This window comes from Allobosea sp. TWI1241 (assembly GCF_039673065.1).
Taxonomy (GTDB): domain Bacteria; phylum Pseudomonadota; class Alphaproteobacteria; order Rhizobiales; family Beijerinckiaceae; genus Allobosea.
This window is the reverse complement of sequence record NZ_JBDJKW010000001.1, coordinates 458,992-482,943: the sequence shown is the minus strand read 5'-3', so window position 1 is coordinate 482,943 and position 23,952 is coordinate 458,992. Positions and strand designations below refer to the sequence as shown.

Sequence of the window (23,952 nt, the reverse complement as noted above, 5' to 3'; positions counted from 1 at the left end):
GCGACTCAGGGCCCTTCTGGCGGCCATGTTCGCGACGTGTTCGATCTTCCGATGAGCTGGTCCCCGCAGCAGGATGGCGCGCTGAAAGCGGTCTCCGCCTGGCTGGCGACCGGCTCGCCCCAGGTCTTCCGGCTGTTCGGCTATGCCGGCACCGGCAAGACGACGCTCGCCCGCCATCTCGCCGAGGGCGTCGACGGGCCGGTGGTCTTCGCCGCCTTCACCGGCAAGGCCGCCCTCGTGCTGCGCGACAAGGGGTGCGCAGGCGCGCAGACCATCCACTCGCTGATCTACCGTTCGCGCGGGGTCGACGAGGAAAGCCCGACCTTCGTGATCAACCGCGAGAGCGCCGCGGCCAAGGCCAAGCTGATCATAATCGACGAATGCTCGATGGTCGACGAGGAGCTGGGTCGCGACCTGCTCTCCTTCGGCACGCCGGTGCTGGTGCTGGGCGACCCGGCGCAGCTGCCGCCGGTCAAGGGCGGCGGCTTCTTCACCGAGCACGAGCCCGACGTGATGCTGACCGAGGTCCATCGCCAGGCGGCCGACAACCCGATCGTGCGGATGTCGATGACGGTGCGCGAGGGCGGGCGGCTGGCGCTCGGCGACTATGGCGAGAGCCGGGTGATCCGCCGCGACGCGATCACGCCCGAGATCGTGCTCGGCGCCGATCAAGTGCTGGTCGGCATGAACAAGACCCGGCGCCTCTACAATGCCCGTATGCGCCAACTGATGGGGCATGTCGGCACGGTGCCCGCGGTGGGCGAGAAGCTGGTCTGTCTGCGCAACGACAAGAGCAAGGGCCTGCTCAACGGCGGCGCCTGGATCGTGCAGGAGCTCAAGACCTCGAAGAAGGGCCTCGTCACCATGCGGGTCACTCCGGAGGACGATACCGGCGGCAAGCCGGTGAAGGTCTCGGTGCTGCCGAATTTCTTCGACGGGACGGAGGAGGAGGTGGCCTGGGAGCTGCGCCGGCATACCGACGAGTTCACCTTCGGCTACGCCCTGACCGTCCACAAGGCGCAAGGTTCGCAATGGGACGACGTGGTTCTGTTCGACGAGAGCTTCGCCTTCCGCGAGCATCGCGACCGCTGGCTCTATACCGGGTTGACTAGGGCGGCGCAGACGGTGACCGTGGTGGTCTGACGGCCTCGAGGAGTTGCCCGGGCCGTCCGAACAAAAGCCGCCGGTCGGTCCGGCTTTCGCCATAGTGCGGGGAAACCTTGAGCCTAGCTTCTCCAAGGGAGCGGGATCATGGCGGATCGGTCCGACCCGAATCTCAGTGACCAGGCTTTCGGCGACATGGCGGCGCTGCGGCGCTTCGGCCTGGGGCCGCGCCGCGACGAGCGCGCCTCCGCGGCGCAGGCCCGCGAGCGGCTGCTCGCCGAGATCGGCCGGGAGGGCGGGGCGCCTGCGCCGGCGGTGAGCTTTTCCGGCGCGGCGCCGATCGGCCGTGCGCTGTATGCCTTCGAGGATGCCGAACGTGCCGCGCGGGAACGGCGCGTCGCCGAGGCCGGCAAGCCGGCCGGCGTGCAGCTGGCGCAGGTGCCGCCGCCGACCGGTCCATCGGAGCCGCCGCGCCAGCAGGCGCCGGCCGAGCCGCCCTTCCCGCAGAGGGTGCTGCGCGAGGAGATGGTCGCCCGCGTCGCCGTGGCGCTCGAGGCCGATTGCGGCTTCACCGAGCGGCTGGTCGCCTTCTGGTCGAACCATTTCTGCGTCTCGGTCGCCAAGGGCAATTTCGTCCGGGCGATGGCCGGTGCCTTCGAGCGCGAGGCGATCCGCCCGCATGTCTTCGGCCGCTTCGAGGACATGCTGGTCGCGGTCGAGAGCCATCCGGCGATGCTGACCTTCCTGGACAACCAGCTCTCGGTCGGGCCGAGCTCGCCGGCCGGGCGGCGGCGCGGGCGCGGGCTGAACGAGAACCTCGCCCGCGAGATCATGGAACTGCACACGCTCGGGGTCTCGGGCGGCTACAGCCAGGCGGATGTCACCAGCCTGGCGCGTATCATCACCGGCTGGGGCGTGGCCGGGCGCGACGGGCGCCTCGGTTTCCCCGGCTCCTTCGCCTTCAATCCCGGCGTGCACGAGCCCGGTGGCCAGCGCCTGCTCGGGCGCGTCTACCGGCAGGAGGGACGGACGCAAGGGCTGGCCGCGCTGGCCGATCTCGCCCGCCATCCCAGCACCGCCCGCTTCGTCGCGCGCAAGCTCGCCCGGCACTTCATCGCCGACGATCCGCCGAAGCCGCTGGTCGCGGCGCTGGAGCGGGCCTTCCTCGAGACGCAGGGCGATCTCGCGGCGCTGGCGCGCACGCTCCTGACCGCGCCGGCCTCCTGGGAAGCGCCTGCCCAGAAGCTGCGCTCGCCGCAGGAGTTCCTGCTCGCGGCCTTCCGGGCGCTCGCCCGCAAGCCGGATTACGGCCAGATCGCCGGGCCGCTCGGCGCGATGGGACAACCCTTCTGGCAGCCCTCGGGGCCGGACGGCTATCCGGACGGCAATGCCGCCTGGGCGACGCCGGAGGGCATCAAGACGCGCATCGACGTCGCGGCCGCGCTCGGCCGGCAGGCGGCGGAGACGGTGCCGGACCCGCGGGCGCTGCTCGATACGATCCTGGGGCCGCTCGCCTCGCCCGAGACGCGCCAGGCCGTCGCCCGTGCCGAGAGCAAGCCGCAGGCGATCGCGCTGTTGCTGATGTCGCCCGAATTCCAGCGGAGGTGAGCATGGCCGCCGACGATGACGACTGCGAACGCATGACCCCTTCGCGCCGGGCGGTGCTCGGCGCGGCGGGCGCCCTCTTCGCCTGGTCCTGCATGCCGCGTTTCGCGCATGCGGCCGGCGCGCGCGACTGCCGCTTCCTGCTGGTGGTGCTGCGCGGCGCCATGGACGGGCTCTCCGCCGTGCCGCCGCTCGGCGATCCCGATTATGTCGGCCTACGCGAGGGCATCGCCCTGAGCCGCGACGGCGCGGACGCGGCCCTGCCGCTCGACGGCTTCTTCGGCCTGCATCCGGCGATGCCGCAGCTGGCACGGCTCTATGCCGGCGGGCAGGCGGCGATCGTCCATGCCAGCGCCACCGGCTATCGCGAGCGTTCGCATTTCGACGGGCAGGACGTGCTGGAGAGCGGGCAGGGCGGTCCTGGCCGGACGGAGAGCGGCTGGCTCAACCGGCTGCTGGCGGCGCTGCCGCCGGGCGAGGCGGTGGCGCGCCATGGCGCGCTCGGCGTCGGCGTGGTGCCGCCGCTGATCGTGCGGGGCGAGGCACCGGTTCTCGGCTGGGCGCCGCCGCGCATGGCGCGGGCCGGCTCCGACCTGGTGCAGCGCCTCGGCGATCTCTACGGCCAGCGCGATCCCGGGCTGGCGCAGGCTCTGGCGCGCGCGGTCGAGACCGAGACGATCGCCAACCGGCAGGGCATGGAGCGGCCGCGCGGCGGCGGCGGGCCGGATACCGCCGAGGGCATGCGCCGCATCGCGGAGGGCGCAGCGCGCATCGTCGCGGCCGAGGACGGGCCGCGCATCGCGGCGCTGGCCTTCGAGGGCTGGGACACCCATGCCAATGAAGGCGGCGCCAAGGGGCGGCTCGGCACCCTGCTCGGCGGGCTGGACGGCGCGCTCGCCGCCTTCGAGGAGGGGCTGAAGTCGGTCTGGAAGGACACGGTGGTGATGGTGGTGACGGAGTTCGGCCGGACGGCGCGGGTGAACGGCACGGTCGGCACCGATCACGGCACCGGCACGGTGGCTTTCCTCGTCGGCGGGGCGGTGCGCGGCCGGCGGGTGATCGCCGACTGGCCGGGGCTGAAGCTTTCACAACTGCACGAGCAGCGCGACCTGCGTCCGACGACCGATATCCGCGCCGTCGCCAAGGGCGTGGTCTCGGACCTGTTCGGCCTCTCGGGTCCGGTGCTGGCGGAGCGCGTCTTCCCCGGCACGGGCGCTCTGGCGCCGATGCAGGGTCTGGTGGCCTGAGCGGCGCCCGCCCCGTCACGCGGCGCGCAGGCCGGAGGTGCCAATCGGCCAACCGAAATGCGAAAGGGCCGCGCGAGCGGCCCTTTCGTCATGTCTATGCCGCGCCCCGAGGGACGCGCGGGAATCAGGCCCAGGCGCGCTCCTTGAGCTTCTCCTCATAGGCCTCGATCTTGCTCGACTTGGCCATGGTCAGGCCGATGTCGTCGAGGCCGTTCAGCAGGCAGTGCTTGCGGAACGGGTCGATCTCGAAATGCAGCTCGCCGCCATCGGGGCCCTTGATCGTCTGATTCTCGAGGTCGACCGTCAGCGTGGCGTTGGCGCCGCGATCGGCGTCGTCGAACAGCTTGTCGAGGTCTTCCTGGCTGACCTTGATCGGCAGGATGCCGTTCTTGAAGCAGTTGTTGTAGAAGATATCGGCGAAGCTGGTGGAGATCACGCAGCGGATGCCGAAGTCCAGCAGGGCCCAGGGCGCGTGCTCGCGCGAGGAGCCGCAGCCGAAATTGTCGCCGGCGACGAGGATCTGCGACTGGCGGTAGGCCGGCTGGTTCAGGACGAAGTCCGGGTTCTCTGAGCCGTCCTCGCGATAGCGCATCTCCGAAAACAGCGCGGTGCCGAGGCCGGTGCGCTTGATCGTCTTCAGGTGCTGCTTGGGGATGATCATGTCGGTGTCGACATTGATCACCTTCAGCGGGGCAGGGGTCGAGGTCAGAGTGGTGAAGGGCTGCATGTCTCTTGCTCCTTGTCGGGGCGGACGCGGTGCGGCGCGGGCTAGCCCGCCGCGCGCTCGATGGCGTCCATGTCGTCGTCGTCGAAACCGAAATGATGGCCGATCTCGTGGACGAGCACATGGGTGACGATGGCGCCGAGGCTCTCGTCGTGCTCCGCCCAGTAGTCGAGGATCGGCCGGCGGTAGAGATGGATGGTGTTGGGCATCTGGCCGGTCTGCGGGGCAAAGCCCTGCTGCGGCAGGCCGACGCCGGAGAAGAGCCCGAGCAGGTCGAACGGGCTCTCCGCCTCGAGCTCCTTGAGGACTTCGTCCTCCGGGAAGTCGGTGACGTTGATCACCAGATCGGCGCAGAGCTGGCGGAACTCGGCCGGCAGCCGGTCGAAGGCGGCCTGGGCGAGATCCTCCAGCGCATCGACCGAAGGCGCGCGCAGGCCGTCCCACGCGGCCTGGTCGAGGGGGCCCTCGGCGCTGGAGCGCCTGATCGGGGGAACGCTGCTGCCCATCACCAGAACTTCAGTTGATGCCCGAGCCACCAGGACAGGCCGATGAAGGCGACCAGCGAGAGGGCGCGGCCGATCCGCCGCCCCCAGAGCTCGATCCGGTCGTCCTCCGGCGCATCCCGGCCGGCGAAGTGATCGGCGGCACGCCCCATCGAGGAGCCGAGCAGGCTCTCGGAATCGCGCTTCACGCGTCCGAGCGCCGCGTCGGCCTCGGTGGAGCGGGCCGTCTCGCGGGGGTCGTTCGTCATCGCCGCCTCCCGCGCACCCGCCGGTTCAGCCGAGCGTCCGCACGTCGACGAAGCGGGCGGTCAGCGCCGCCGCCGCCGCCATGGCCGGCGAGACCAGATGCGTCCGGCCGCGATAGCCCTGGCGACCCTCGAAATTGCGGTTCGAGGTCGAGGCGGCGCGCTGGCCGGGCTTGAGCTGGTCGGGGTTCATGCCGAGGCACATCGAGCAGCCCGGCTCGCGCCATTCGAAGCCGGCGGCCAGGAAGATCTTGTCCAGGCCTTCGGCCTCCGCCTGCTGCTTCACCAGGCCGGAGCCCGGGACGATCATGGCGTAGTCCAGGCTCGCATGGACCTTCTTGCCCTCGACGATCTTCGCGACGGTGCGCAGGTCTTCGATGCGGCCATTGGTGCAGGAGCCGATCCAGATCACGTCGAGCGGGATGTCGGTCATCTTCGTGCCGGCGGTCAGGCCCATATAGTCGAGCGCCCGCTTCTTCGAGGCGCGCTTGACCTCGTCCTCGATCTGCTCCGGATCCGGCACGACGCCGGCGACCGAGATCACGTCCTCGGGGCTGGTACCCCAGGAAACGATCGGCGGCAGGTTGCTGGCGTCGAGCTTCACCACGCGGTCGAAATGCGCGCCCTCGTCGGTGCGCAGCGTCTCCCAGTAGCGCAGCGCGGCCGCCCAGGCCTCGCCCTTGGGGGCGCGCGGACGGTCCTTCAGATAGTCGAACGCCTTCTGGTCGGGCGCGACCATGCCGGCGCGGGCGCCGCCCTCGATCGACATGTTGCAGACCGTCATCCGGCCTTCCATCGACAGGCCGCGAATGGCCTCGCCGGCGTACTCGATGACGGAGCCGGTGCCGCCGGCGGTGCCGATCTCGCCGATGATGGCGAGCGTGATGTCCTTGGCGCCGACGCCCGGGGCCGGGGTGCCGTCCACTTGGACGAGCATGTTCTTGGCCTTCTTCTGGATCAGCGTCTGGGTGGCGAGCACGTGCTCGACCTCCGAGGTGCCGATGCCGTGGGCCAGCGCGCCGAAGGCGCCATGCGTCGAGGTGTGGCTGTCGCCGCAGACGATCGTGGTGCCGGGCAGCGTGAAGCCCTGCTCGGGGCCGACGATGTGGACGATGCCCTGGCGGATATCGAGCTCGTTGAAGTACTCGACGCCGAAGTCCTTGGCGTTGCGCGCCAGCGCCTCGACCTGGATGCGGCTTTCCTCTTCCTGGATGCCCTTCGAGCGGTCGGTCGTCTCGATGTTGTGGTCGACGACGGCGAGGGTCTTGCTTGGCGCGTGCACCTTGCGGCCTGTCATGCGCAGGCCTTCGAAGGCCTGCGGGCTTGTGACCTCATGGACCAGATGGCGGTCGATATAGAGCAGGCAGGTGCCGTCTTCCTGCCGGTCGATGACGTGATCCTCGAAGATCTTGTCGTACAAGGTGGTCGGAGCTTTGGACGCAGTCATGGCTTCTTGTCTTCTGTCGTGGGAATGACGATGGGGCCGAGGCGGCCCGGTGCGGAGCGTGAGCGGGCCTTCGGCCGGCCGGACGGCCGGTCTCAGGCCCTGCTAAGGCCCGCTGCGAGCGATGCGGTGAAGCGTCCGAAGAAGCGCCAAGGCAGACGGGCATGGTCGTGCAGCGCGGCGAAACCCTGTGTGGTCGGAAAACGGCGCGGGTTCAGCGTGCGGCGCACCACACTGCGAACTGCCCCCCGTTCCTGCCGTCCCGTCGTCATGGGTTCGTTCTATCGGTTCCAAACTGGCTCGTCTTCATATCAGCGAGTCCGGCGAGAAACAATCGCCGGAGGCGTCACGGTGACGCAGCGTCGCGAACCGGCGGCGCTTCCGTGCATTATCCTTAGGCAACCGAAGCACAGGAGGATGCGCAATGCTCTATGTCGACACGCCCAGCCACGCCGAGATCGTCAGGCTCAACGGGGCCCGTTCCGACGCCTGCGTGTCGATCTACGTGCCGACCACGCCCCTGACCGAGGAGGTCGGCGCCAGCCGCATCGCCTTCCGCAACCTGGTGCGCGAGGCGATCGGCCAGCTCGAGGCCGGCGGGCTCGACAAGCGGCGGATCTGGCCGCTGCAGGAGGAACTCGACGCCGTGGCGGAGGACGACGCGCTCTGGCGGCACATGGCGCACAGCCTCGCCGTGTTCGCGACGCCGGAGACGATCCGGGTCCACCGCCTCGCCAACCGCCTGCCGGAGATGGTGCAGGTCTCCGACCGCTTCCACCTGAAGCCGCTACTGCGGGCCGTGACCTTCGCGCACGAGGCCTATATCCTGGCGCTGTCGGAGAACCATGTCCGGCTGATCGAGATCTCCTCCGACCTGCCGCCCGAGCCGGTGAAGGTCGAGGGTCTGCCCAAGGACGCCGCCAGCCATGCGCGCCTGTCCTCGATCAGCAAGAGCCATGGCTCAGAATCGAATCGCCGGCTGCATATCCAGTATTGCCGGGCGATCGACTCGGCGCTGCGCCCCGTCATCGGCGGCAGCGGCATCCCGCTGATCGTCGCGGCGGTCGATCCGCTCGGGCAGGTCTACCCCTCGGTGAACCGCTATGACGGGCTGCTGCCCGAGGTGATCCGGCAGAGCCCGGACCATATGAGCGATGCCGAGCTGGCCCAGGCGGCGATCCCGCTGCTCGACAACGCCTATGCGGCCGAGCTGTCCGGCCTGTGCGATCTCTTCGCCCAGCGCGACGGGCAGGGCCGGGCGATGACCGACATCTCCGACGCGGCGCGCGCGGCGACGCGCGGCCAGATCGACGTGCTGATGGTCGACATGGATGCGGTGGTGCCCGGCACGGTCGACGAGGACGGCGTCGTCGCCTTCGCCGAGACCGATGATGCGGTCGCCTATGGCGTGGTGGACGAGATCGCAGGGCGCGTGCTGGCGGCCGGTGGCCGGGTTCTGGCCGTGCGCAAGGCCGACCTGCCGGAGGGCGCCGAGACGCTGGCGGCGATCCTGCGCTATGCCGGCTGAGGCCTGAAACGCAGAACGCGGCCCGCAGGGGCCGCGTTCGTCAAATCCGATGCCGTAAGGGGCGGATGCGGCGGTGTCGAAGACCGCCGTCCGCGATCGCTCAGCCGATCACTTGCCCTTGGCGCCCTTGGCCGGCTTGGCGTCGATGCGCTCGGCGATACGGGCCGACTTGCCGCGACGATCGCGCAGGTAATACAGCTTGGCGCGACGCACCTTGCCCTTGCGGACGACCTTGATGGAATCGAGGTTCGGCGAATAGAGCGGGAAGACGCGCTCGACGCCCTCGCCATAGGAGATCTTGCGGACGGTGAAGCTCTCGTTGAGCCCGCCGCCGTCACGGGCGATCACGACGCCCTCATAGGCCTGGACGCGGCTGCGCTCGCCTTCCTTGACCTTGACGTTGACCTGCACCGTGTCGCCGGGCTGGAAATGCGGGATTTCCTTGCCGTCGAGGAGCTTGGCGATCTGCTCCTGGTCGATCTGCTCGATGATGTTCATGGGTCTCTCCATGGCCGTGTTCGCGCTGGGCGCGGGCGTTACGGCTCGCTGTTTTCAGTTGAGGCCGTGGCCATAGCCGAGGCGGGGGCATTTGTCGAGCGCCGGGCTTTCCTTCGCCGGGCGAGGCGGCCTAACCTCGCCGCCTCATAACGTCAGGGAAACGCTCCATCGTCATGCCTATGGATCATCTCAAGGTCGCCCTCGTCACCGGTGCCGCGCGCGGCATCGGGCTTGCTACCGCGCGCCGCTTCCTGGCCGACGACTGGCGCGTCGTGCTCCTCGACATCGACGGGCCGGAGCTGTCGCGGGCGATGGCCGCGCTCGACGCGCCGAGCGCCACCATGATGATCACCTGCGACGTCGCGGTTCCCGCCGAGGTTTCGGCCGCCGTCGACGCCACGGTCGCGCGTTTCGGGCGGATCGACGCGCTGGTCAACAATGCCGGCACCGCGGTGTTCAAGCCGCTGCTGGAGACAACCCATGCCGAATGGCGCCGGGTGATGGAGGTCAATCTCGACGGCCCCTTCCTGATGACCCAGGCCGTGGCGCCGGTGATGGCGGACGGAGCCGGCGGGGCGGTGGTCAACATCACCTCGATCTCTGGCCTGCGCGCCTCGACGCTGCGGGTGGCCTACGGCACCAGCAAGGCGGCGCTGGCGCATCTGACCAAGCAGCAGGCGGCCGAGCTCGCCGGGCTCGGCATCCGGGTCAACGCCGTGGCGCCCGGACCGGTCGAGACCGCGATGGCCAAGGCCGTGCACAGCGCCGAGATCCGCGCCGATTATCACGACGCCATCCCGCTCGCCCGCTACGGGCTGGAGGAGGAGCTTGCCGAGTCGATCTTCTTCCTGTGCAGCGAGCGCGCGAGCTACGTCACCGGCCAGGTGCTCGCCGTGGATGGCGGCTTCGACGCCGTCGGTATCGGCCTGCCGACCCTGCGCGGCCAGCGCCGCAACCGCTGAGACCCGCTGACGGTGCCCGGCCTCAGCCGGGCACCGCTGCCGCGAAGGGCTCCATCAGGATGTAGCGCCCGGGTTGGCGCTGGTGCGCGTCGATCTGCGGGACGAGGCGGGTGAAGTGCTCGCTGCGGCAATGCGCCTCGAGCGCCGCCCGATCCGGCCATTCCTCGACGAAGACGAAATGCCCCGGATCATCCTGGTCGACGAAGAGGTCGTAGGCGATGCAGCGCTCCTCCATCCGGGTGAGACGGACCAGCTCGTCATAGAGCGGGGTCACGATCCCGATGGCCTCCGGCTTGATGAAGTCGCGTGCGATCACCTTGAGCATGTCGTCTTCCGGCTCCCGTGTTGCTGGTCCTGATTGGCGCCTCTCCTAGCCGGCCGTCAGCCCGCGGGCGTCAGCAGCGTTTTGCCCTTGCGCCGGCTCGCCATCGGCGCGAACCTGCCCCCGACTTTCCTCTTCGACGGCCGCCCGACCTCGTCGGGCCGGAGCGACCGCCGCCTTCCCGGCATGGCCGCTTCGCGCCGGCCTGCCGGTCCACCTCCGCGGCGACGGGAGGCCTCTCGCCCCTCGTGGCTGCGGCAGCAGACGAAGGAGGACGAGATGGCAGAAGCGTCCGGCCAGGAGGCACGGTCCCCCGGCACCAGATCGGGGGGGCCGCGCTGCATCGCGCTGGTCGGCCCCTTCCAGAGCGGCAAGACCACCCTGTTCGAGAGCCTGCTCGCCCGCTGTGGTGCGATCTCGCGCCCCGGCGCCGTCAAGGCCGGCAACAGTTGCGGCGATGCCTCCGCCGAGGCGCGCGCCCATCAGATGAGCACGGAGCCGAACGTCGCCACCGTCGAGTTTCTCGGTGAGCGCTTCACCTTCATCGACTGTCCCGGCTCGATCGAATTCCTGCACGAGATGCGCCATGTCCTGCCGGCGGTGGATGCCGCGGTGGTGGTCTGCGAGGCGGACGACCGCAAGGCGCCGGCGCTGGAGCTCGTGCTGCGCGAGCTGGAAGAGGCGGATATCCCGCGCTTCCTCTTCCTCAACAAGATCGACGCCGCGGCGCGCCGGGTGCGCGAGACGCTCGGCCTGCTGCAGCGCGCCTCGCGCACGCCGCTGCTGCTGCGCCAGATCCCGATCTGGCGGCACGGCATCGCGGTCGGCTTCATCGATCTCGCCCTGGAACGGGCCTTCATCTACCGCGAGCACGCGCCGAGCGAGGTGGTGCCGCTGGCGACCGACGAGATCGAGCGCGAGCGCGACGCCCGCTTCTCCATGCTGGAGCGGCTGGCGGATTATGACGACACGCTGATGGAGGACCTGCTCGGCGACATCGAGCCGCCGCGCGATCTCGTCTTCGACGATCTCGCCCGCGAGCTGCGCGAACGCCATGTCGTGCCGGTGCTGATCGGGGCGGCCGAGCGCGGCAACGGCGTGACGCGGCTGCTCAAGGCGCTGCGCCACGAGGTGCCGGGGCTCGCTGCGACGCGGGCGCGCAACGGCGTGGTCGACGGCGGCGCGCCGCTCGCGCTGGTGATGAAGACCTGGCACGCCGGGCAGGGTGGCAAGCTCTCGCTGGCGCGCGTGCTGCGCGGGCGGCTGGCGGAGGGCGATGCGGTGGTCTCCTCGGGCGGGACCGAGGCGCGCATCGGCGGCGTGCTGGCGCTCAAGGGCGCCGAGCAGCAGCGCCGTCCGGCAGCGGAGGAGGGCGAGGTCGTCGCCTTGGCGCGGCTCGACAGCGTCAGGACCGGCGATGCGATCGCCGCTGGCAAGCTCCGGCCCGACGCGATCAGCGCGGTGGCGCCGCCCGAGCCGGTGCATGCGCTGGCGATCGCGGTGCGCGACCGCAAGGACGATGTCCGCCTCGCCGCGGCCCTGGCGCGGCTGGTCGAGGAGGATCCGGCGCTCGTGCTGGCTCATCTGCCCGAGATCGGCGAGATGCGGCTGGCGGGGCAGGGCGAGATGCATCTGCGCGTCGCGCTGGAACGGCTCGGCGGCCGCTACGGCGTCGCGGTCGAGGGCGGCGTGACCGCGGTCGGCCATCGCGAGACCCTGCGCGGCACGGCCTCCGCCCGCGGGCGCCATCGCAAGCAGAGTGGCGGCCACGGCCAGTTCGGCGATGTGGTGCTGGAGGTGGCGCCGCTGCCGCGCGGCGAGGGTCTCCGCTTCGTCGACCGCATCACCGGCGGCGTCGTGCCGAAGCAGTATATCGGCGCGGTGGAGGCGGGCGTGCGCGAATACTGCGCACGTGGCCCGCTCGGCTTCCCGCTGGTCGACCTCGCGGTGACGCTGACCGACGGTTCCTATCACACGGTCGATTCCTCCGACATGGCGTTCCGGCAAGCGGCGCGGCTGGCGATGACGGAGGCCTGTGCGCAGGCCGGCTCGGTGCTGCTGGAACCGGTGCTCGCGGTCGAGATCGTCGTGCCGTCCGAGGCGATGGCGCGCGCCTCGGCCCTGGTCGCGGCCCGACGCGGACGCATCCAGAGCTACGATGCGCGGCCGGGCTGGCGCGGCTGGGACCGGATCAGCGCGCTGATACCCGAGGCGGAGACCGCCGGGCTGATCGTCGAACTGCGCTCGGCCACCGCCGGCGTCGGCTCGTTCAGCAGCCGCTTCGACCATCTCGCCGAGTTGGCGGGGCGGCAGGCGGAGGCTGTGGTGTCGGCGCACGGCCGCTGAGCGCGCCGGAGGCGTTCCGGCGCGGCTACGACGACCGGTTTGCTTGCATCGGCGCGCTTCTCCCGCGTGCCGATGCGCCCGGAGCTTGCGCCGGAGGCGGGCTTCTTCCACTCTGGACGGCGATGACGATGGCTGATGGTCGCGTCCCGCCGGCAGGTCCGCGCGGGGAGGCGTCGATGGTGAGCCCGAGAAAGCCCGGTCACAGGGCGTCGGGACCCGAGGGAGGACGAGGATGACGGCGAATTCCGCCAAGCCGGCAGGCGCAGACGCTCGTCCCTGGCTGGCGCACTATCCGATGGCGGTACCTGCGACCATCGACGACGCCAGGGCCGGCACGCTTGCCGAGCTGGTGCGCTCCGCCTGGGAGACCTATCCCGAGCGGCAGGCGTTCGAGAGCTTCGGCAAGAACCTGACCTTCGCCGAGACCGGCCGGGCGGCGCGTGCCTTCTGCGCCTGGCTGCAGGCGCAAGGCTTCCGCAAGGGCGACCGCATCGCGCTGATGATGCCGAACGTGCTGGCCTATCCGGCGGCGCTCTTCGGCGCGCTGATCGGCGGCTACACGGTCGTCAACGTCAACCCGCTCTACACCGCCCGCGAGCTGACCCACCAGCTGGCCGATTCCGGAGCGCGCGTGCTCGTGGTCATCGAGAACTTCGCCCATGTCGTCGAGGAGGCGCGGCCGAACCTCAAGCTCGACGCCATCGTGGTCGCCTCGGCCGGCGACCTGATGGGCTTCAAGGGCGCGATCGTCAACTTCGTCGCCCGGCGGATCAAGAAGATCGTCAAGCCCTTCGCGCTGCCGGGCTCGATCACGCTGAAGAGCGTGCTGGTGGGGCCCGATACGCCCGAATCGGTGGCGATCGCCCCCGACGACGTCGCCTTCCTACAATATACCGGCGGCACCACCGGCGTGGCCAAGGGCGCGATGCTGACGCATCGCAACGTCGCCGCCAATGTCGAGCAGGCCAATCTCTGGCTGGGCTGGGCGATGGAGCCGCCGCTCGGGCGCAGCGACTACCAGCACGTCATGGTCACGGCGCTGCCGCTCTACCACATCTTCGCGCTGACCTGCTGCTGCCTGTTCATGCAGCGCATCGGCGCGAAATGCCTGCTGATCGCCAATCCGCGCGATTTGACCAGCTTCATCCGCACGCTGAAGTCGAGCCGCTTCACGCTCTTCTCGGGCGTGAACACGCTCTACAACGCGCTGGCCGGCCATGCGCAGATCCGCGAGGTCGACTTCTCGGAGCTGCGCTTCGCGGTGGCCGGCGGCATGGCGACCCAGGCGATCGTGGCGCGCCGCTGGAAGGACGTGACCGGCAAGCCGATCATCGAGGGCTACGGGCTCTCGGAGACCTCGCCCATGGCCTCGGTCAACCGGCCCGACATTGGCGAGTTCACCGGCACGATCGGCTTCCCGCTGCCCTCGACCGACATTGCGATCCGCGACGCCGAGAACAACGACATGCCGCTCGGCGAGGCGGGCGAGATCTGCATCCGCGGGCCGCAGGTGATGGCGGGCTACTGGAACCGGCCGGACGAGACGGCCAAGGTGATGACGCCGGACGGTTTCTTCCGCTCCGGCGATGTCGGCATCATGCAGCCGGACGGCCAGGTGAAGGTCGTGGACCGGATGAAGGACATGATCCTCGTCTCCGGCTTCAACGTCTATCCCAACGAGGTCGAGGATGTGCTCGCCGCGCATCCGGGCGTCGGCGAATCGGCGGTGATCGGCCTGCCGGACGAGCATTCGGGCGAGGCTGTCACCGCCTTCGTGGTGAAGCGCGATCCGGCGGTGACGGCCGATGCGCTGCGCGCCTTCTGCAAGCAGGAGCTGACCGGCTACAAGGTGCCGCGCCAGATCATCTTCCGCGACAGCCTGCCTAAGACCAATGTCGGCAAGGTGCTGCGCCGCGCGCTGCGCGAGGAGGTCGCCGCGGAACGCAGCCGCGGCGTCTGAGCCTCATTCCGGGGCGTGCATGGTCTCGCGCAGCTGGCGCAGCTGCGGCAGGGCCTTGTCGAAGCCCGCGGCGTCGAGGCCGCAGCTCAGGACGGTGCGGCCGCGCGGGGTCTCCAGCGCGAAGACGGCGAGGCGGCTGGGGGCCGGCTTGCCGTCGACCTGCGGGGTCACCACCGCCTCGATGCCGTTGAAGCCCTGGTGCTCGAAGGCGACCAGCTCCGAGACCGTGCCGATCTTGCCGAACATGTCGCGATAGAGCTGCTGCCATTCCGGGCGCAGCATCTGCTCGTTGATCGCCTCGCGGGTGACCTCCGCGTTCTGCGGGCCGGCCTTGAAGCCCAGCGTGCAGAGCACGCCGTCGCGGCCGGACGGCTTTGGCGCGCCCGCGCCGGTCGCGGAGATGTCGATCGCGGCGTCGTACTGCCCGCGCGCCCTGCCCACCTTGGCGGCGAAACCTGCCGGCGGCGAGATCGATAGGCCGGTGGCGGCGTCGCCATAGGACTGCGCCAGGGCGGGGCCGGCCGCGAGAGCGGCGACGAGGAGGGCGGACATGCGAAGTCTGCTGGTCATGGCGATGCGCTAGTCCCGAATTGCGGCCTCGGCGAGACGCCGGTGACGGTCTGAATGGTCACTCGCGGGCGCAGCGTCAAGCCGCGAGCAGAGCCTTGCCGGCCCAATCGCCGGCGGTGACGGGCACGATTCGGCCGGGCGGCGGCGCGGCGGCGAAGCGCACCAGCGTGAAATCCTCGGCCCGCCCGGTGCCGCCGCGCTCGGTCAGGACGGTGAGCGGCCGGCCGATGCGGGCGGCGAGATGGCGGGCCTGCGCCGCATCCGCCGCCTCGCGCAGCCTGGCCGCGCGCTCGCGCACCAGCGCGGCCGGGAGTTGCGGCATGCGGGCGGCCGGCGTGCCCGGCCGGGCCGAGTAGGGGAAGCCGTGGACATAGCTCAGCCCGCAATCCTCGATCAGCGCGAGGGTGCGGGCGAACATCGCCTCGTCCTCGGTGGGGAAGCCGGCGATCAGGTCTGCCCCGAAGACGATCTCCGGCCGCAGACGGCGCATTTCGGCGCAGAAGGCCACGGCATCGTCGCGGCCATGCCGGCGCTTCATCCGCTTCAGGATGAGGTCGTCGCCCGATTGCAGCGAGAGATGCAGATGCGGCATCAGCCGCGGCTCGCCGGCGATCAGGGCGCGCAGCTCGTCGTCGATCTCGACGGCGTCGAGCGAGGAGAGGCGCAGGCGCGGCAGTTCGGGGACGGCGTCGAGGATGGCGCGGACCAGCGTGCCGAGGCCGGGCGCTGCCGCGTCCTCGCGGCCATAGCTGGTCAGGTCGACGCCGGTCAGGACGATCTCGCGCGCCCCGTCCGCGACGAGCAGCCGGGCCTGTGCCACCGCGTCGGCCAGCGCGACCGAGCGGGAATTGCCGCGGCCGAGCGGGATGACGCAGAAGGTGCAGCGATGGTCGCAGCCGTTCTGCACCTGCAGGAAGCCGCGCGTATGGTCGGCGAGCGGGCGCGTGCGCCAGGCGCTCGCGCCGCGCGCCGTCATGATGTCGCCGACAGCGAGCTTGTCCGCCGGTGCCGCGGCATCGTCGGGCGGGCGGTTGGCGCCGGCCAGCGCGCGCCATTGGGCGGGGTCGAGCTTCTCGGTGTTGCCGAGCACGCGCGTCACCTCCGGCATGGCGGCGAAGGCGTTCGGATCGATCTGTGCGGCGCAGCCGGTGACCACGACCGGGCGCTGCGGCGCGGCACGCTTGAGCCGGCGGATCGCCTGTCTCGCCTGGCGCACCGCTTCGGCCGTGACGGCACAGCTGTTGACCACCGCGAGGTCGCGCAGGCCCGCGGCCTTGGCCTGCGCCTCCAGCGCCTCGCCCTCGACGAGGTTGAGCCGGCAGCCGAAGGTGCGGACCTCGACGCCCATCCTAGCCCAGCGCGCCGAAGAGGGCAGGATCCAGCCTGCCTTCGCGCTCGAAGGTGACCGGGCCGGTCATCAGCACATGACCGTCGCTCTCGCGCCAGGCGATGACGAGGTCGCCGCCCGGCAGGCTGACGGTGGCCTTGCGGTCGCTGAGCTCGCGGCGCACGGCCGCGACCAATGCCGCGCAGGCGCCCGAGCCGCAGGCCTGGGTGATGCCGGCGCCGCGTTCCCAGACGCGCAGCTCGATGTGGTCCGGCGCGGTGACGGCGGCGAGGCCGATATTGGCGCGGTCGGGAAAGATCGGGTGGTTCTCGAGCAGCGGGCCGATTTGCGCGAGATTGAAGCGATAGGGATCGTCGACGAAGAAGACGGCGTGCGGATTGCCCATGCTGACGCAGCAGGGCGTGTGCAGCACCGGATCGTCGATCGGGCCGATCTGCAGCTCGATGCGGCTGGTGTCGGCGAAGGGCTCGGCCAGCGGGATCTCGTCCCAGGCGAGGCGCGGCGCGCCCATGTCGACCGTGAAGACGAGATCGGCCTCGCGGGTGGCGGGCAGCAGGCCGGCCTTCGTCTCCAGCAGAAGCCGCTCCCGGCCGGGGATCGCCATGGCGGAATCGGCCGTCATCGCCCAGGCGACGCAGCGCGTGCCGTTGCCGCAGGCGCCGGCGGCCGAGCCGTCGGTGTTGTAGATGCGGACATAGGCGTCGGTGCCGTCCGTGCGCGGATCGTGCAGGACCATCAGCTGGTCGAAATGGCCGCCCGGCGCGGCGGCGATGGCGCGGGCTTCCGCCGCGCTGACGACATGCCGGCTGCCGCGCAGGTCGAGCACGGTGATCTCGTTGCCGAGCCCGTTCATGGCGAGGAACCGGCGATTGGCCAGGGCGTTCATGTCACAGGTCCTTGATGATGCGGCTCTATGACTGAACCGTCGAAAAAACGCCACCCTTCGCGATCTTCTTGCCGAGCGGCGTTCGGCGTATCGTCACCAATGGCGGTGCGAATCGATCGTGCCCTTTCGGGAATGTCAGCCATGCGGCGGTCCTCTCTTCGCGTCGTCGTCCTCACGCTGGCCATGGCCGCCGTCGCGCCCGCCGCGATCGCGCAGACCGTGTCGCCGCCCGCCCAGCCCGAACCTGCGCCTTCCGAGCCCGCGACGCCGCCGGCCCCGGTTCCCGGCGGGCCGCAGCCGGTCCAGCCGGCGCCGACCCTGCAGGCTCCCGCCATGCCCGAGCCTGTGAAGCCGCCGCCGACGCCGCAGGTGCCGCTCGAGCCGCAGCCGGTGCAGCCGCCTCCGGCGCCGCCGCTGACCGCCCCGCCGCCGGCGCCACCGGTACAGCAGCAGAGCGGCGCGCCGGATCCGAAATCGACACTGGCCGGCAAGCCGGGCGACGCTTCCGACGTTGACGAGGTCGACCTCAAGCCGCGCACCGTCCTGATGCTGGCGGGCCGCGCCAGCTGGGACGATGGCTTCAAGCAGCTTTCGGAGAGCGCGACACGCCTGCGCGCCGCCGCCGAAAAGGCCGGGCTCAAGCAGGCCGGCCGGCCGCTCACCCTGTTCGTCGAGACCGACGATAACGGCTTCCGCTTCGAGGCGATGCTGCCGGTAGATCGCGTGCTCGATCCGGCCGCGGCGGCGACGCTGGGCGAGGGCATCCGCCAGGGCCAGTCACCGGCCGGGCGTTCGCTGCGCTTCGTCCATGTCGCGCCCTATGACGACATCGATTCCACCTACGAGACCATCACCGCCTATCTCGACGCCAAGGGCATCACGGTGAAGGACGCGTTCCTGGAGGAATATGTCGGCGAGCTGACCGATCCGGGCGACCCGAATCTCGAGATCAACGTCTACGTCCAGCCGCGCTGAGACGGCGGCGGGCACGGGCGCGCCGTTACGCCTCCCAGACCAGCCCCGGCCGCATCGGTTTGAAGCGCTCCTGCGGCAGGCCTGCGGCGTCGAGCGCCGAAGCGAGCGCCTCGATCGGCCGCTCGATGCCTTCGTCGGTCAGCTGGAAGGTGCCCCAATGGTGGCCGAGCGCTTGCTCGGCCCGTAGCAGGCGCATCACCTCGACCGCCTCGGCCGGATTCATGTGGTTGTCGCCCATGAACCAGCGCGGCTCATAGGCGCCGATCGGCAGCACGGCGAGGCGGAACGGCCCGTGCTCGCGGCCGAGGCGTTCGTAGAGAGAGCCGTCATGGAATCCGGTGTCGCCGACATGGAAGAGCTTCGCCGCCGGTGTCTCGATGACGAATGAGCACCACAGCGCCATGCGCCGGTCGAAGGCCCCGCGCGCCGACCAGTGATAGCTCGGCACCAGCGTGACTGCGACATCGTCCGACAGCGCGAGCCTGGCGCCCCAGTCATGCGCCTCGGCCCGGATCGCCGGATCGCGCGCCTTGACGATGGTGTCGTTGCCGAGCGGCATGATCATGCGCGGCCGGTCGCGGGTGTGGAGCCGCGCCAGCGACTCGACGTCGAGATGGTCGTAATGATTGTGGCTGACCAGCACCACGTCGATCGGCGGCAGGTCGGCGAAGGCGACGCCCGGCGCATTCACACGCTTCGGGCCGAAGAAGGAGAATGGGCTCGCCCGTTCCGAATAGACCGGGTCGATCAGGATATTGAGGCCGCCCGCCTGCAGCAGGAAGGAGGCGTGGCCGAGATGGACCAGGCGGGCGCCGGCGACGCGGGCCGGCGGCCGGTCCTGCGGCGGGGTGGGATACTGCGCCGGGAAAGCCTCCTGCGCGCGATTGATCTGCCAGCGCAGGAAATCGGTGAGGCCCTTGCGGATCGGCCGGCCGTCGCTGAACACCACCCCGTTGAAATGGTCGCTGACGGGGCCCTGGTAATAGGGATTGTTGCTGCGGCGATAGGAGGCCCAGGCGACGCCGGAGCCGCCGAGAAGGGCGGGAAGCGCGAGGGCGCGGAGGAGCTTGCGACGGTTCATGGCAGGGGAGATGTAGTCCGAAACCGCGCCGGCGTCAGAGCCGGCCGCCCGGTTCACGCCCTCTTGACCGCGGTGACGTGCAGCCAGCGCGTCGGCTCGCCGTCATAGCCGGAGGAGAGATCCTCCTCGATCGTGACGGCGGCCCAGTCTGCGTCGCGGTGGACGCCGCGCAGCCAGTCCGCCGAGGGATAGTTGAAGAAGCGGCCGAAGCGGTCGTGACCCTCGCGCTCGCCGGCCTTGTAGCTCGATTGGAACAGCCCGCCGGGGCGCAATGCCCGGTGGATCCGGGCGAGGATCCCCGGCAGCGCCGCACGCGGCACGTGCAGCAGGCAGGCATTGGCCCAGATGCCGGCATAGAGGTTCTCGTCGGCGAGGTCCTCGAAGAGCAATAGCTCGGCGGGCCGCCTGAGCCGCCGCGCGGTCTGCGCGACCAGTTCGGGCGAGCCGTCGGTCGGCAACAGGTCGAGCCCGAGCCGGATCAGCTCCTCGCTGTCATGGCCGCCGCCGCAGCCGAGCTCCAGCACGCGCCCGCCCGGCGGGATCGCGCCGGCGAAGCGGCGCAGCCGCTCCATGTCCGCTTCGCGGGCACGGGTCGCATAGGCCTCGGCTTCGCGGGCGTAGAACCCGAGTGTCTCGTCGGTCGGCATAGTCTCGTGTCCTCGGGGCTAGTCGCTGTCGCACGGGATCTTCCGGCGCAGATCAGGACTTGCCGCTGCGGACGGCCACCGTCGCGATGCCGGCGCCGATCAGCGCCAGCCCGCCGGCCCGGTTGAAGCGGGCGATGGCGCGCGGATTGCGGACCACCGAGCGGGCGCGGGAGGCGATCAGCGCGTAGCCGAAGGCGTTGGCGAAGGCGAGGCAGACGAAGGTCGTCTCGAAGATCAGCATCTGCGTCCAGAAATCGGCGGCCGGATCGAGGAACTGCGGCAGGAAGGCGACGAAGAAGGTGATGCTTTTCGGGTTCAGCGCCGTGACCAGCCAGGCATGGCCGAGCATCTTCGCGGCGGAGGTGGCGTCATGGCGCGGCTTGGCGTCGAGCTCGCCGCCTGCGCGGAAGAGCTTGACCCCGAGATAGATCAGATAGGCGGCGCCGACCCATTTCAGCGCCGTGAACACCGTCGCCGAGGTGGCGAGCAGCGCGCCCAGCCCGAGCATGGACAACGTCATCGCGGTGAAATCGCCGAGCGCGACGCCGACCGCCATCGGCATGGCGGTGCGCCAGCCCTGGCCGAGCGCATAGGAGACGACCAGCAGGATGGTCGGCCCCGGAATGACGAGGAGAACGGCACTCGCGCCCGCGAAGGCCAGCCAGGTTTCGATGCTAATGATGACGGCCTCTCTGTCCGGAAGATGCTGCTATCCCGGCACCAGCCATCACCAAGGCTCCGGATTTGTAAAGGGCTCAGGAGCCCCAGCGGAAGGTGGTGCGGCCGCCGGCCGGAGCCAGCGGGCCCGTCGAGAGCTCGCGGCGCGGCGCCGCCTCGCCCGCCAGGACCAGCGTCCACCAGGCGCCGTAGCGGGTCTGCGGGTTCTTCGCGAGCGCGATGCCGATGCGGGTGACCTGCGGCATGACGAGGTTGGCGGCGTGTCCGGTCGACTTCTTCCAGCCGTCGAAGGCCTCCTGCGTCGAGAAATAGCCGGCGCCGAGATTCTCGGCCGAGTAGCCGGCGTCGAGCCCGGCGGCATGGACGCGCGAGCCGAAGCTGCCGCCGACGCTGTGGGAGAGGGAATCGGCGCGCGCCATCGCGTCCGACTGGCTCTGCGCCATCGCGGTCAGCGTCGGGTCGAGGCTGACAGGGCCGAGGCCGCGGCCGGCCCGGTGGGCGTTGAGGATGCGCACGGCCTCGGCCGGATCGACGCTGACGCTCGCCAGGCGCTGGACGGTGCGGGGATTCGGCTGTGTCGTCTCGCGCTGGGTTCCGGCGCAGCCGGCGAGCAGGAGGGCGATGACGGCGGGCAGGGCGAGTTTCATGCGCGGTCCGGAAGTCCTGGGCGGGCGGTGCGGCGGGATGGACGAACGACCCGCCCTAGAGCACGATCATGGCGCGATTGTCTCCGCCCCTGCGCGGGTGCGAGCGGGCAATCTTGACTTTTGCTGCATTCTCCCGCTTAAACCCCGGCATTCGTTTCGCCGACATCGCCGAAACCCCATCCGCCGACCGGGCCGCTGCCAGCAGCTTCACGAGCCCGGAGGTCAACGCCCGACAGCGCGCTGCGCCCTCGGGCGCGAAACCGCTTGGACGGATGCGTGACGGTGATGCCGGGCCGGGCGCCAACCGCAACCGACAAGGGGCCGCATGTTCGGCACGCTGAGCGACAGACTCTCCGGCATCCTCTCGGGCCTGACCCGCAGGGGCTCGCTGACCGAGGACGACGTCAACGCCGCGCTGCGCGAGGTGCGGCGCGCGCTGCTCGAGGCGGACGTCGCGCTCGAGGTCGTGCGCAGCTTCACCGACAAGGTGCGCGAGCGCGCCGTCGGCGCCGAGGTGCTGAAGTCGGTCACCCCCGGCCAGCAGGTCATCAAGATCGTCAACGACGTCCTGATCGAGACGCTCGGCGGCGAGGGCGAGGTCATCTCCTTCGACGCGGTGCCGCCGGTCGCGATCCTGATGGTCGGCCTGCAGGGCTCGGGCAAGACCACCTCGACCGCCAAGATCGCGCGCCGACTCACCGATCGGGACAAGAAGAAGGTCCTGATGGCGTCGCTCGATACGCGCCGTCCGGCCGCGATGGAGCAGCTCGCGGTGCTCGGCGGCCAGGTCGGCGTGCAGACGCTGCCGATCGTCGCCGGCCAGTCCGCCGTGCAGATCGCGCGGCGCGCCATGGAGGCCGGCCGCCTCGGCGGCTACGACGTGGTGATGCTCGATACCGCCGGCCGCGTCACGCTCGACGAAGCGCTGATGGCGGAGGTCGCCGAGGTCAAGGCGGCGACCGATCCCCACGAGGTCCTGCTGGTAGCCGACGCGCTGACCGGCCAGGACGCGGTCAACACCGCGCGTGCCTTCGACGGCCGCCTCGGCCTGACCGGCATCGTGCTGACCCGCATGGACGGCGACGGGCGCGGCGGCGCGGCCCTGTCGATGCGCGCCGTCACCGGCAAGCCGATCAAGCTCGTCGGCACCGGCGAGAAGACCGACGCGCTCGAGGAGTTCCATCCCTCGCGCGTCGCCAACCGCATCCTCGGCATGGGCGACATCGTCGGCCTGGTGGAGAAGGCGGCGCAGACCATCGACGCCGAGCAGGCCCAGGCGGTCGCCCAGCGCCTCGCCAAAGGCAATTTCGACCTCGCCGACATGCGCGCCCAGTTCCAGCAGATGGAGAAGATGGGCGGCCTCGGCGGCGTGATGGGCATGCTGCCCGGCATGAAGCAGATGCAGGGCCAGCTCGCCAACGCCAAGCTCGACGACAAGATGATCCGGCGCCAGATCGCGATCATCGACTCGATGACGCCGGCCGAGCGCAAGAACCCCGACCTGCTCAAGAACAGCCGCAAGAAGCGCATCGCCGCCGGCTCGGGCTCCTCGCCGGAACAGATCAATCGGCTGCTCAAGCAGCACCGCCAGATGGCGGACATGATGAAGATGATGGCCAGGCAGAAGGGCGGCATGCTCGGCAAGCTCGGCCAGATGCTCGGCATCGGCGGCGGCATGGGCGGCATGGGCGGCATGGGCGGCCTGCCGGCCGGCATGCCCGACCCGTCGAAGATGGACCCGGCACAGCTCGCTGAGCTCCAGAAGCAGCTCGGCGGCGGTGGCGGCGGCCTTCCCGGCTTCCCGCCCGGCGGCCTGCCCGGTCTGCCCAAGGGCGTGACGCCCCCGGCGGGCATGATGCCGAAGCTGCCCGGACTGGGCGGCAAGAGCGGCCTGCCGGGCCTCGGAGGCCCGTTCGGGGGGAAGAAGAAGTGAGCCCTTCCATCAGCGCCGAGGCGATGCTGGAAAAGCTCTGGAGCCTCCAGGCCAAGCTGAAGGCTGCCCAGATCGACCATTCCCTGGTCGTCTACCGGTACGACGCGGTTTCGATCGTGGCGAACGTGCCGGGAGAGAAGTGGGAAATCGACATTCGCGAAGACGGCGATCTCGACTTCGAGGTCTTCAAGTCGACGCCGATGCAAGGAGAGGCGGAGCTGGAAGCGGCTATCGCCGAAATGAAACGACTGAACGACGCATAAGGAAACAGACCATGTCTCTCAAGATCCGCCTGACCCGTGGTGGCGCCAAGAAGCGCCCGTACTACCGCATCGTCGTCGCCGACGCCCGCTCGCCGCGCGACGGCCGCTTCATCGAGAAGATCGGCGCCTATGACCCGATGAAGGCCAAGGACGCCGAGGATCGCGTCGTGCTCGACGTCGAGAAGGCCAAGGCCTGGCTCGCCAAGGGCGCCCAGCCGACCGACCGCGTGCTGCGCTTCCTTGATGCCGCCGGCATCGCCAAGCGCCCCTCGCGCAACAACCCGAAGAAGGCCGAGCCCGGCGAGAAGGCCAAGGAGCGCGCCGCTGCCCGCGCCGAGAAGGCCGGTGCCGGCGAAGCCGCCGCCGAGTGAGGTCCGTGCCGACATGGTCGTCGTTCCCGGCCTGCGCTGTGCGCGGGCCGGTGAAGCTCTCGTCG

The 23,952-nt window shown here is 70.4% G+C and carries 25 protein-coding genes; 11 read left to right on the top strand and 14 right to left on the bottom strand.

What is annotated here, in order from left to right; translation table 11 throughout:
- The first annotated feature begins 51 nt into the window (after positions 1-51).
- From ABE438_RS02330 to ABE438_RS02320, 3 genes are all read left to right on the top strand, one after another.
- Positions 52-1,143, top strand: a complete 1,092-nt coding sequence (locus ABE438_RS02330) for an ATP-dependent DNA helicase (RefSeq protein ID WP_346500801.1) — start codon at positions 52-54, stop codon at positions 1,141-1,143.
- A 108-nt stretch (positions 1,144-1,251) separates the two neighbouring features.
- Complete coding sequence (locus tag ABE438_RS02325) at positions 1,252-2,712, top strand: DUF1800 domain-containing protein (RefSeq protein ID WP_346500799.1); 1,461 nt, start codon at positions 1,252-1,254, stop codon at positions 2,710-2,712.
- Between the two features lie 2 nt (positions 2,713-2,714).
- Positions 2,715-3,956: a DUF1501 domain-containing protein gene (locus ABE438_RS02320; RefSeq protein WP_346500798.1), complete on the top strand. Its 1,242-nt coding sequence runs from the start codon at positions 2,715-2,717 to the stop codon at positions 3,954-3,956.
- A gap of 124 nt (positions 3,957-4,080) precedes the next feature.
- Here ABE438_RS02320 and leuD read toward each other — a convergent pair whose 3' ends face one another.
- From leuD to leuC, 4 genes are read right to left on the bottom strand one after another with little or no spacing between them, the layout of a single operon-like run.
- Complete coding sequence (leuD, locus tag ABE438_RS02315) at positions 4,081-4,683, bottom strand: 3-isopropylmalate dehydratase small subunit (RefSeq protein WP_346500796.1); 603 nt, start codon at positions 4,681-4,683, stop codon at positions 4,081-4,083.
- A gap of 41 nt (positions 4,684-4,724) precedes the next feature.
- Complete coding sequence (locus tag ABE438_RS02310; protein ID WP_346500794.1) at positions 4,725-5,186, bottom strand: metallopeptidase family protein; 462 nt, start codon at positions 5,184-5,186, stop codon at positions 4,725-4,727.
- Positions 5,186-5,431: a hypothetical protein gene (locus ABE438_RS02305; RefSeq protein WP_346500792.1), complete on the bottom strand. Its 246-nt coding sequence runs from the start codon at positions 5,429-5,431 to the stop codon at positions 5,186-5,188. Before ABE438_RS02305 ends, ABE438_RS02310 begins: the two co-directional genes overlap by 1 nt.
- Positions 5,432-5,456: 25 nt before the next feature.
- Positions 5,457-6,875: a 3-isopropylmalate dehydratase large subunit gene (leuC, locus tag ABE438_RS02300; protein ID WP_346500790.1), complete on the bottom strand. Its 1,419-nt coding sequence runs from the start codon at positions 6,873-6,875 to the stop codon at positions 5,457-5,459.
- A 421-nt stretch (positions 6,876-7,296) separates the two neighbouring features.
- On the opposite strand from leuC, the gene ABE438_RS02295 reads away from it, so the two are divergent.
- A complete protein-coding gene (locus tag ABE438_RS02295; protein WP_346500789.1) occupies positions 7,297-8,400 on the top strand; it encodes a baeRF11 domain-containing protein in 1,104 nt (367 codons plus the stop codon).
- A 108-nt stretch (positions 8,401-8,508) separates the two neighbouring features.
- Here ABE438_RS02295 and rplS read toward each other — a convergent pair whose 3' ends face one another.
- Positions 8,509-8,898 (bottom strand): 50S ribosomal protein L19, encoded by a 390-nt coding sequence (gene rplS / locus ABE438_RS02290; protein WP_346500787.1) that lies wholly within the window; start codon positions 8,896-8,898, stop codon positions 8,509-8,511.
- Between the two features lie 173 nt (positions 8,899-9,071).
- Between rplS and ABE438_RS02285 the strand changes: the two genes are divergently transcribed.
- Entirely contained in the window at positions 9,072-9,860 is a 789-nt protein-coding gene (locus ABE438_RS02285) for an SDR family NAD(P)-dependent oxidoreductase (protein WP_346500785.1), read from the top strand.
- 22 nt (positions 9,861-9,882) lie between these two features.
- On the opposite strand, the gene ABE438_RS02280 is transcribed toward ABE438_RS02285, so the two are convergent.
- Entirely contained in the window at positions 9,883-10,185 is a 303-nt protein-coding gene (locus ABE438_RS02280; protein ID WP_346500783.1) for a putative quinol monooxygenase, read from the bottom strand.
- 276 nt (positions 10,186-10,461) lie between these two features.
- Between ABE438_RS02280 and ABE438_RS02275 the strand changes: the two genes are divergently transcribed.
- On the top strand, positions 10,462-12,528 hold the full coding sequence (locus tag ABE438_RS02275) for an elongation factor G (protein WP_346500781.1): 2,067 nt from the start codon (positions 10,462-10,464) through the stop codon (positions 12,526-12,528).
- Between the two features lie 232 nt (positions 12,529-12,760).
- The gene (locus tag ABE438_RS02270; RefSeq protein ID WP_346500779.1) at positions 12,761-14,488 is read left to right on the top strand and encodes an AMP-binding protein; all 1,728 of its coding nucleotides are present in this window, start codon (positions 12,761-12,763) and stop codon (positions 14,486-14,488) included.
- Positions 14,489-14,491: 3 nt separating this feature from the next.
- On the opposite strand, the gene ABE438_RS02265 is transcribed toward ABE438_RS02270, so the two are convergent.
- The 4 genes from ABE438_RS02265 to ABE438_RS02250 form a co-directional block, all read right to left on the bottom strand.
- A complete protein-coding gene (locus ABE438_RS02265) occupies positions 14,492-15,040 on the bottom strand; it encodes a hypothetical protein (protein WP_346500777.1) in 549 nt (182 codons plus the stop codon).
- Positions 15,041-15,134: 94 nt separating this feature from the next.
- Positions 15,135-16,406, bottom strand: a complete 1,272-nt coding sequence (mtaB, locus tag ABE438_RS02260; protein WP_346500775.1) for a tRNA (N(6)-L-threonylcarbamoyladenosine(37)-C(2))-methylthiotransferase MtaB — start codon at positions 16,404-16,406, stop codon at positions 15,135-15,137.
- 1 nt (position 16,407) lies between these two features.
- Positions 16,408-17,292 (bottom strand): diaminopimelate epimerase, encoded by an 885-nt coding sequence (gene dapF / locus ABE438_RS02255; protein WP_346500773.1) that lies wholly within the window; start codon positions 17,290-17,292, stop codon positions 16,408-16,410.
- Complete coding sequence (locus ABE438_RS02250; RefSeq protein WP_346500771.1) at positions 17,289-17,435, bottom strand: hypothetical protein; 147 nt, start codon at positions 17,433-17,435, stop codon at positions 17,289-17,291. Before ABE438_RS02250 ends, dapF begins: the two co-directional genes overlap by 4 nt.
- On the opposite strand from ABE438_RS02250, the gene ABE438_RS02245 reads away from it, so the two are divergent.
- Entirely contained in the window at positions 17,434-18,267 is an 834-nt protein-coding gene (locus ABE438_RS02245) for a GyrI-like domain-containing protein (protein ID WP_346500769.1), read from the top strand. The two genes, ABE438_RS02250 and ABE438_RS02245, sit on opposite strands and share 2 nt — an antisense overlap.
- A gap of 25 nt (positions 18,268-18,292) precedes the next feature.
- On the opposite strand, the gene ABE438_RS02240 is transcribed toward ABE438_RS02245, so the two are convergent.
- The 4 genes from ABE438_RS02240 to ABE438_RS02225 all read right to left on the bottom strand — a co-directional run bounded on the left by ABE438_RS02240 (position 18,293) and on the right by ABE438_RS02225 (position 21,320).
- A complete protein-coding gene (locus ABE438_RS02240) occupies positions 18,293-19,348 on the bottom strand; it encodes an MBL fold metallo-hydrolase (protein WP_346500767.1) in 1,056 nt (351 codons plus the stop codon).
- Positions 19,349-19,401: 53 nt separating this feature from the next.
- A complete protein-coding gene (locus tag ABE438_RS02235) occupies positions 19,402-19,995 on the bottom strand; it encodes a class I SAM-dependent methyltransferase (protein ID WP_346500765.1) in 594 nt (197 codons plus the stop codon).
- A gap of 52 nt (positions 19,996-20,047) precedes the next feature.
- Complete coding sequence (locus ABE438_RS02230; protein ID WP_346501033.1) at positions 20,048-20,674, bottom strand: LysE family translocator; 627 nt, start codon at positions 20,672-20,674, stop codon at positions 20,048-20,050.
- A gap of 76 nt (positions 20,675-20,750) precedes the next feature.
- Entirely contained in the window at positions 20,751-21,320 is a 570-nt protein-coding gene (locus ABE438_RS02225) for a CAP domain-containing protein (protein WP_346500764.1), read from the bottom strand.
- 325 nt (positions 21,321-21,645) lie between these two features.
- Between ABE438_RS02225 and ffh the strand changes: the two genes are divergently transcribed.
- The 3 genes from ffh to rpsP are packed head-to-tail and all read left to right on the top strand — an operon-like array spanning position 21,646 to position 23,887.
- Positions 21,646-23,253, top strand: coding sequence for a signal recognition particle protein (gene ffh, locus ABE438_RS02220; protein ID WP_346500762.1), 1,608 nt, complete (start codon positions 21,646-21,648; stop codon positions 23,251-23,253).
- On the top strand, positions 23,250-23,516 hold the full coding sequence (locus tag ABE438_RS02215; RefSeq protein WP_346500760.1) for a hypothetical protein: 267 nt from the start codon (positions 23,250-23,252) through the stop codon (positions 23,514-23,516). Before ffh ends, ABE438_RS02215 begins: the two co-directional genes overlap by 4 nt.
- Before the next feature lie 11 nt (positions 23,517-23,527).
- Positions 23,528-23,887 carry a 30S ribosomal protein S16 gene (rpsP, locus tag ABE438_RS02210; protein WP_346500758.1) on the top strand — a complete coding sequence of 120 codons (360 nt, stop codon included), beginning with the start codon at positions 23,528-23,530 and terminating at the stop codon, positions 23,885-23,887.
- Positions 23,888-23,952 lie beyond the last annotated feature (65 nt).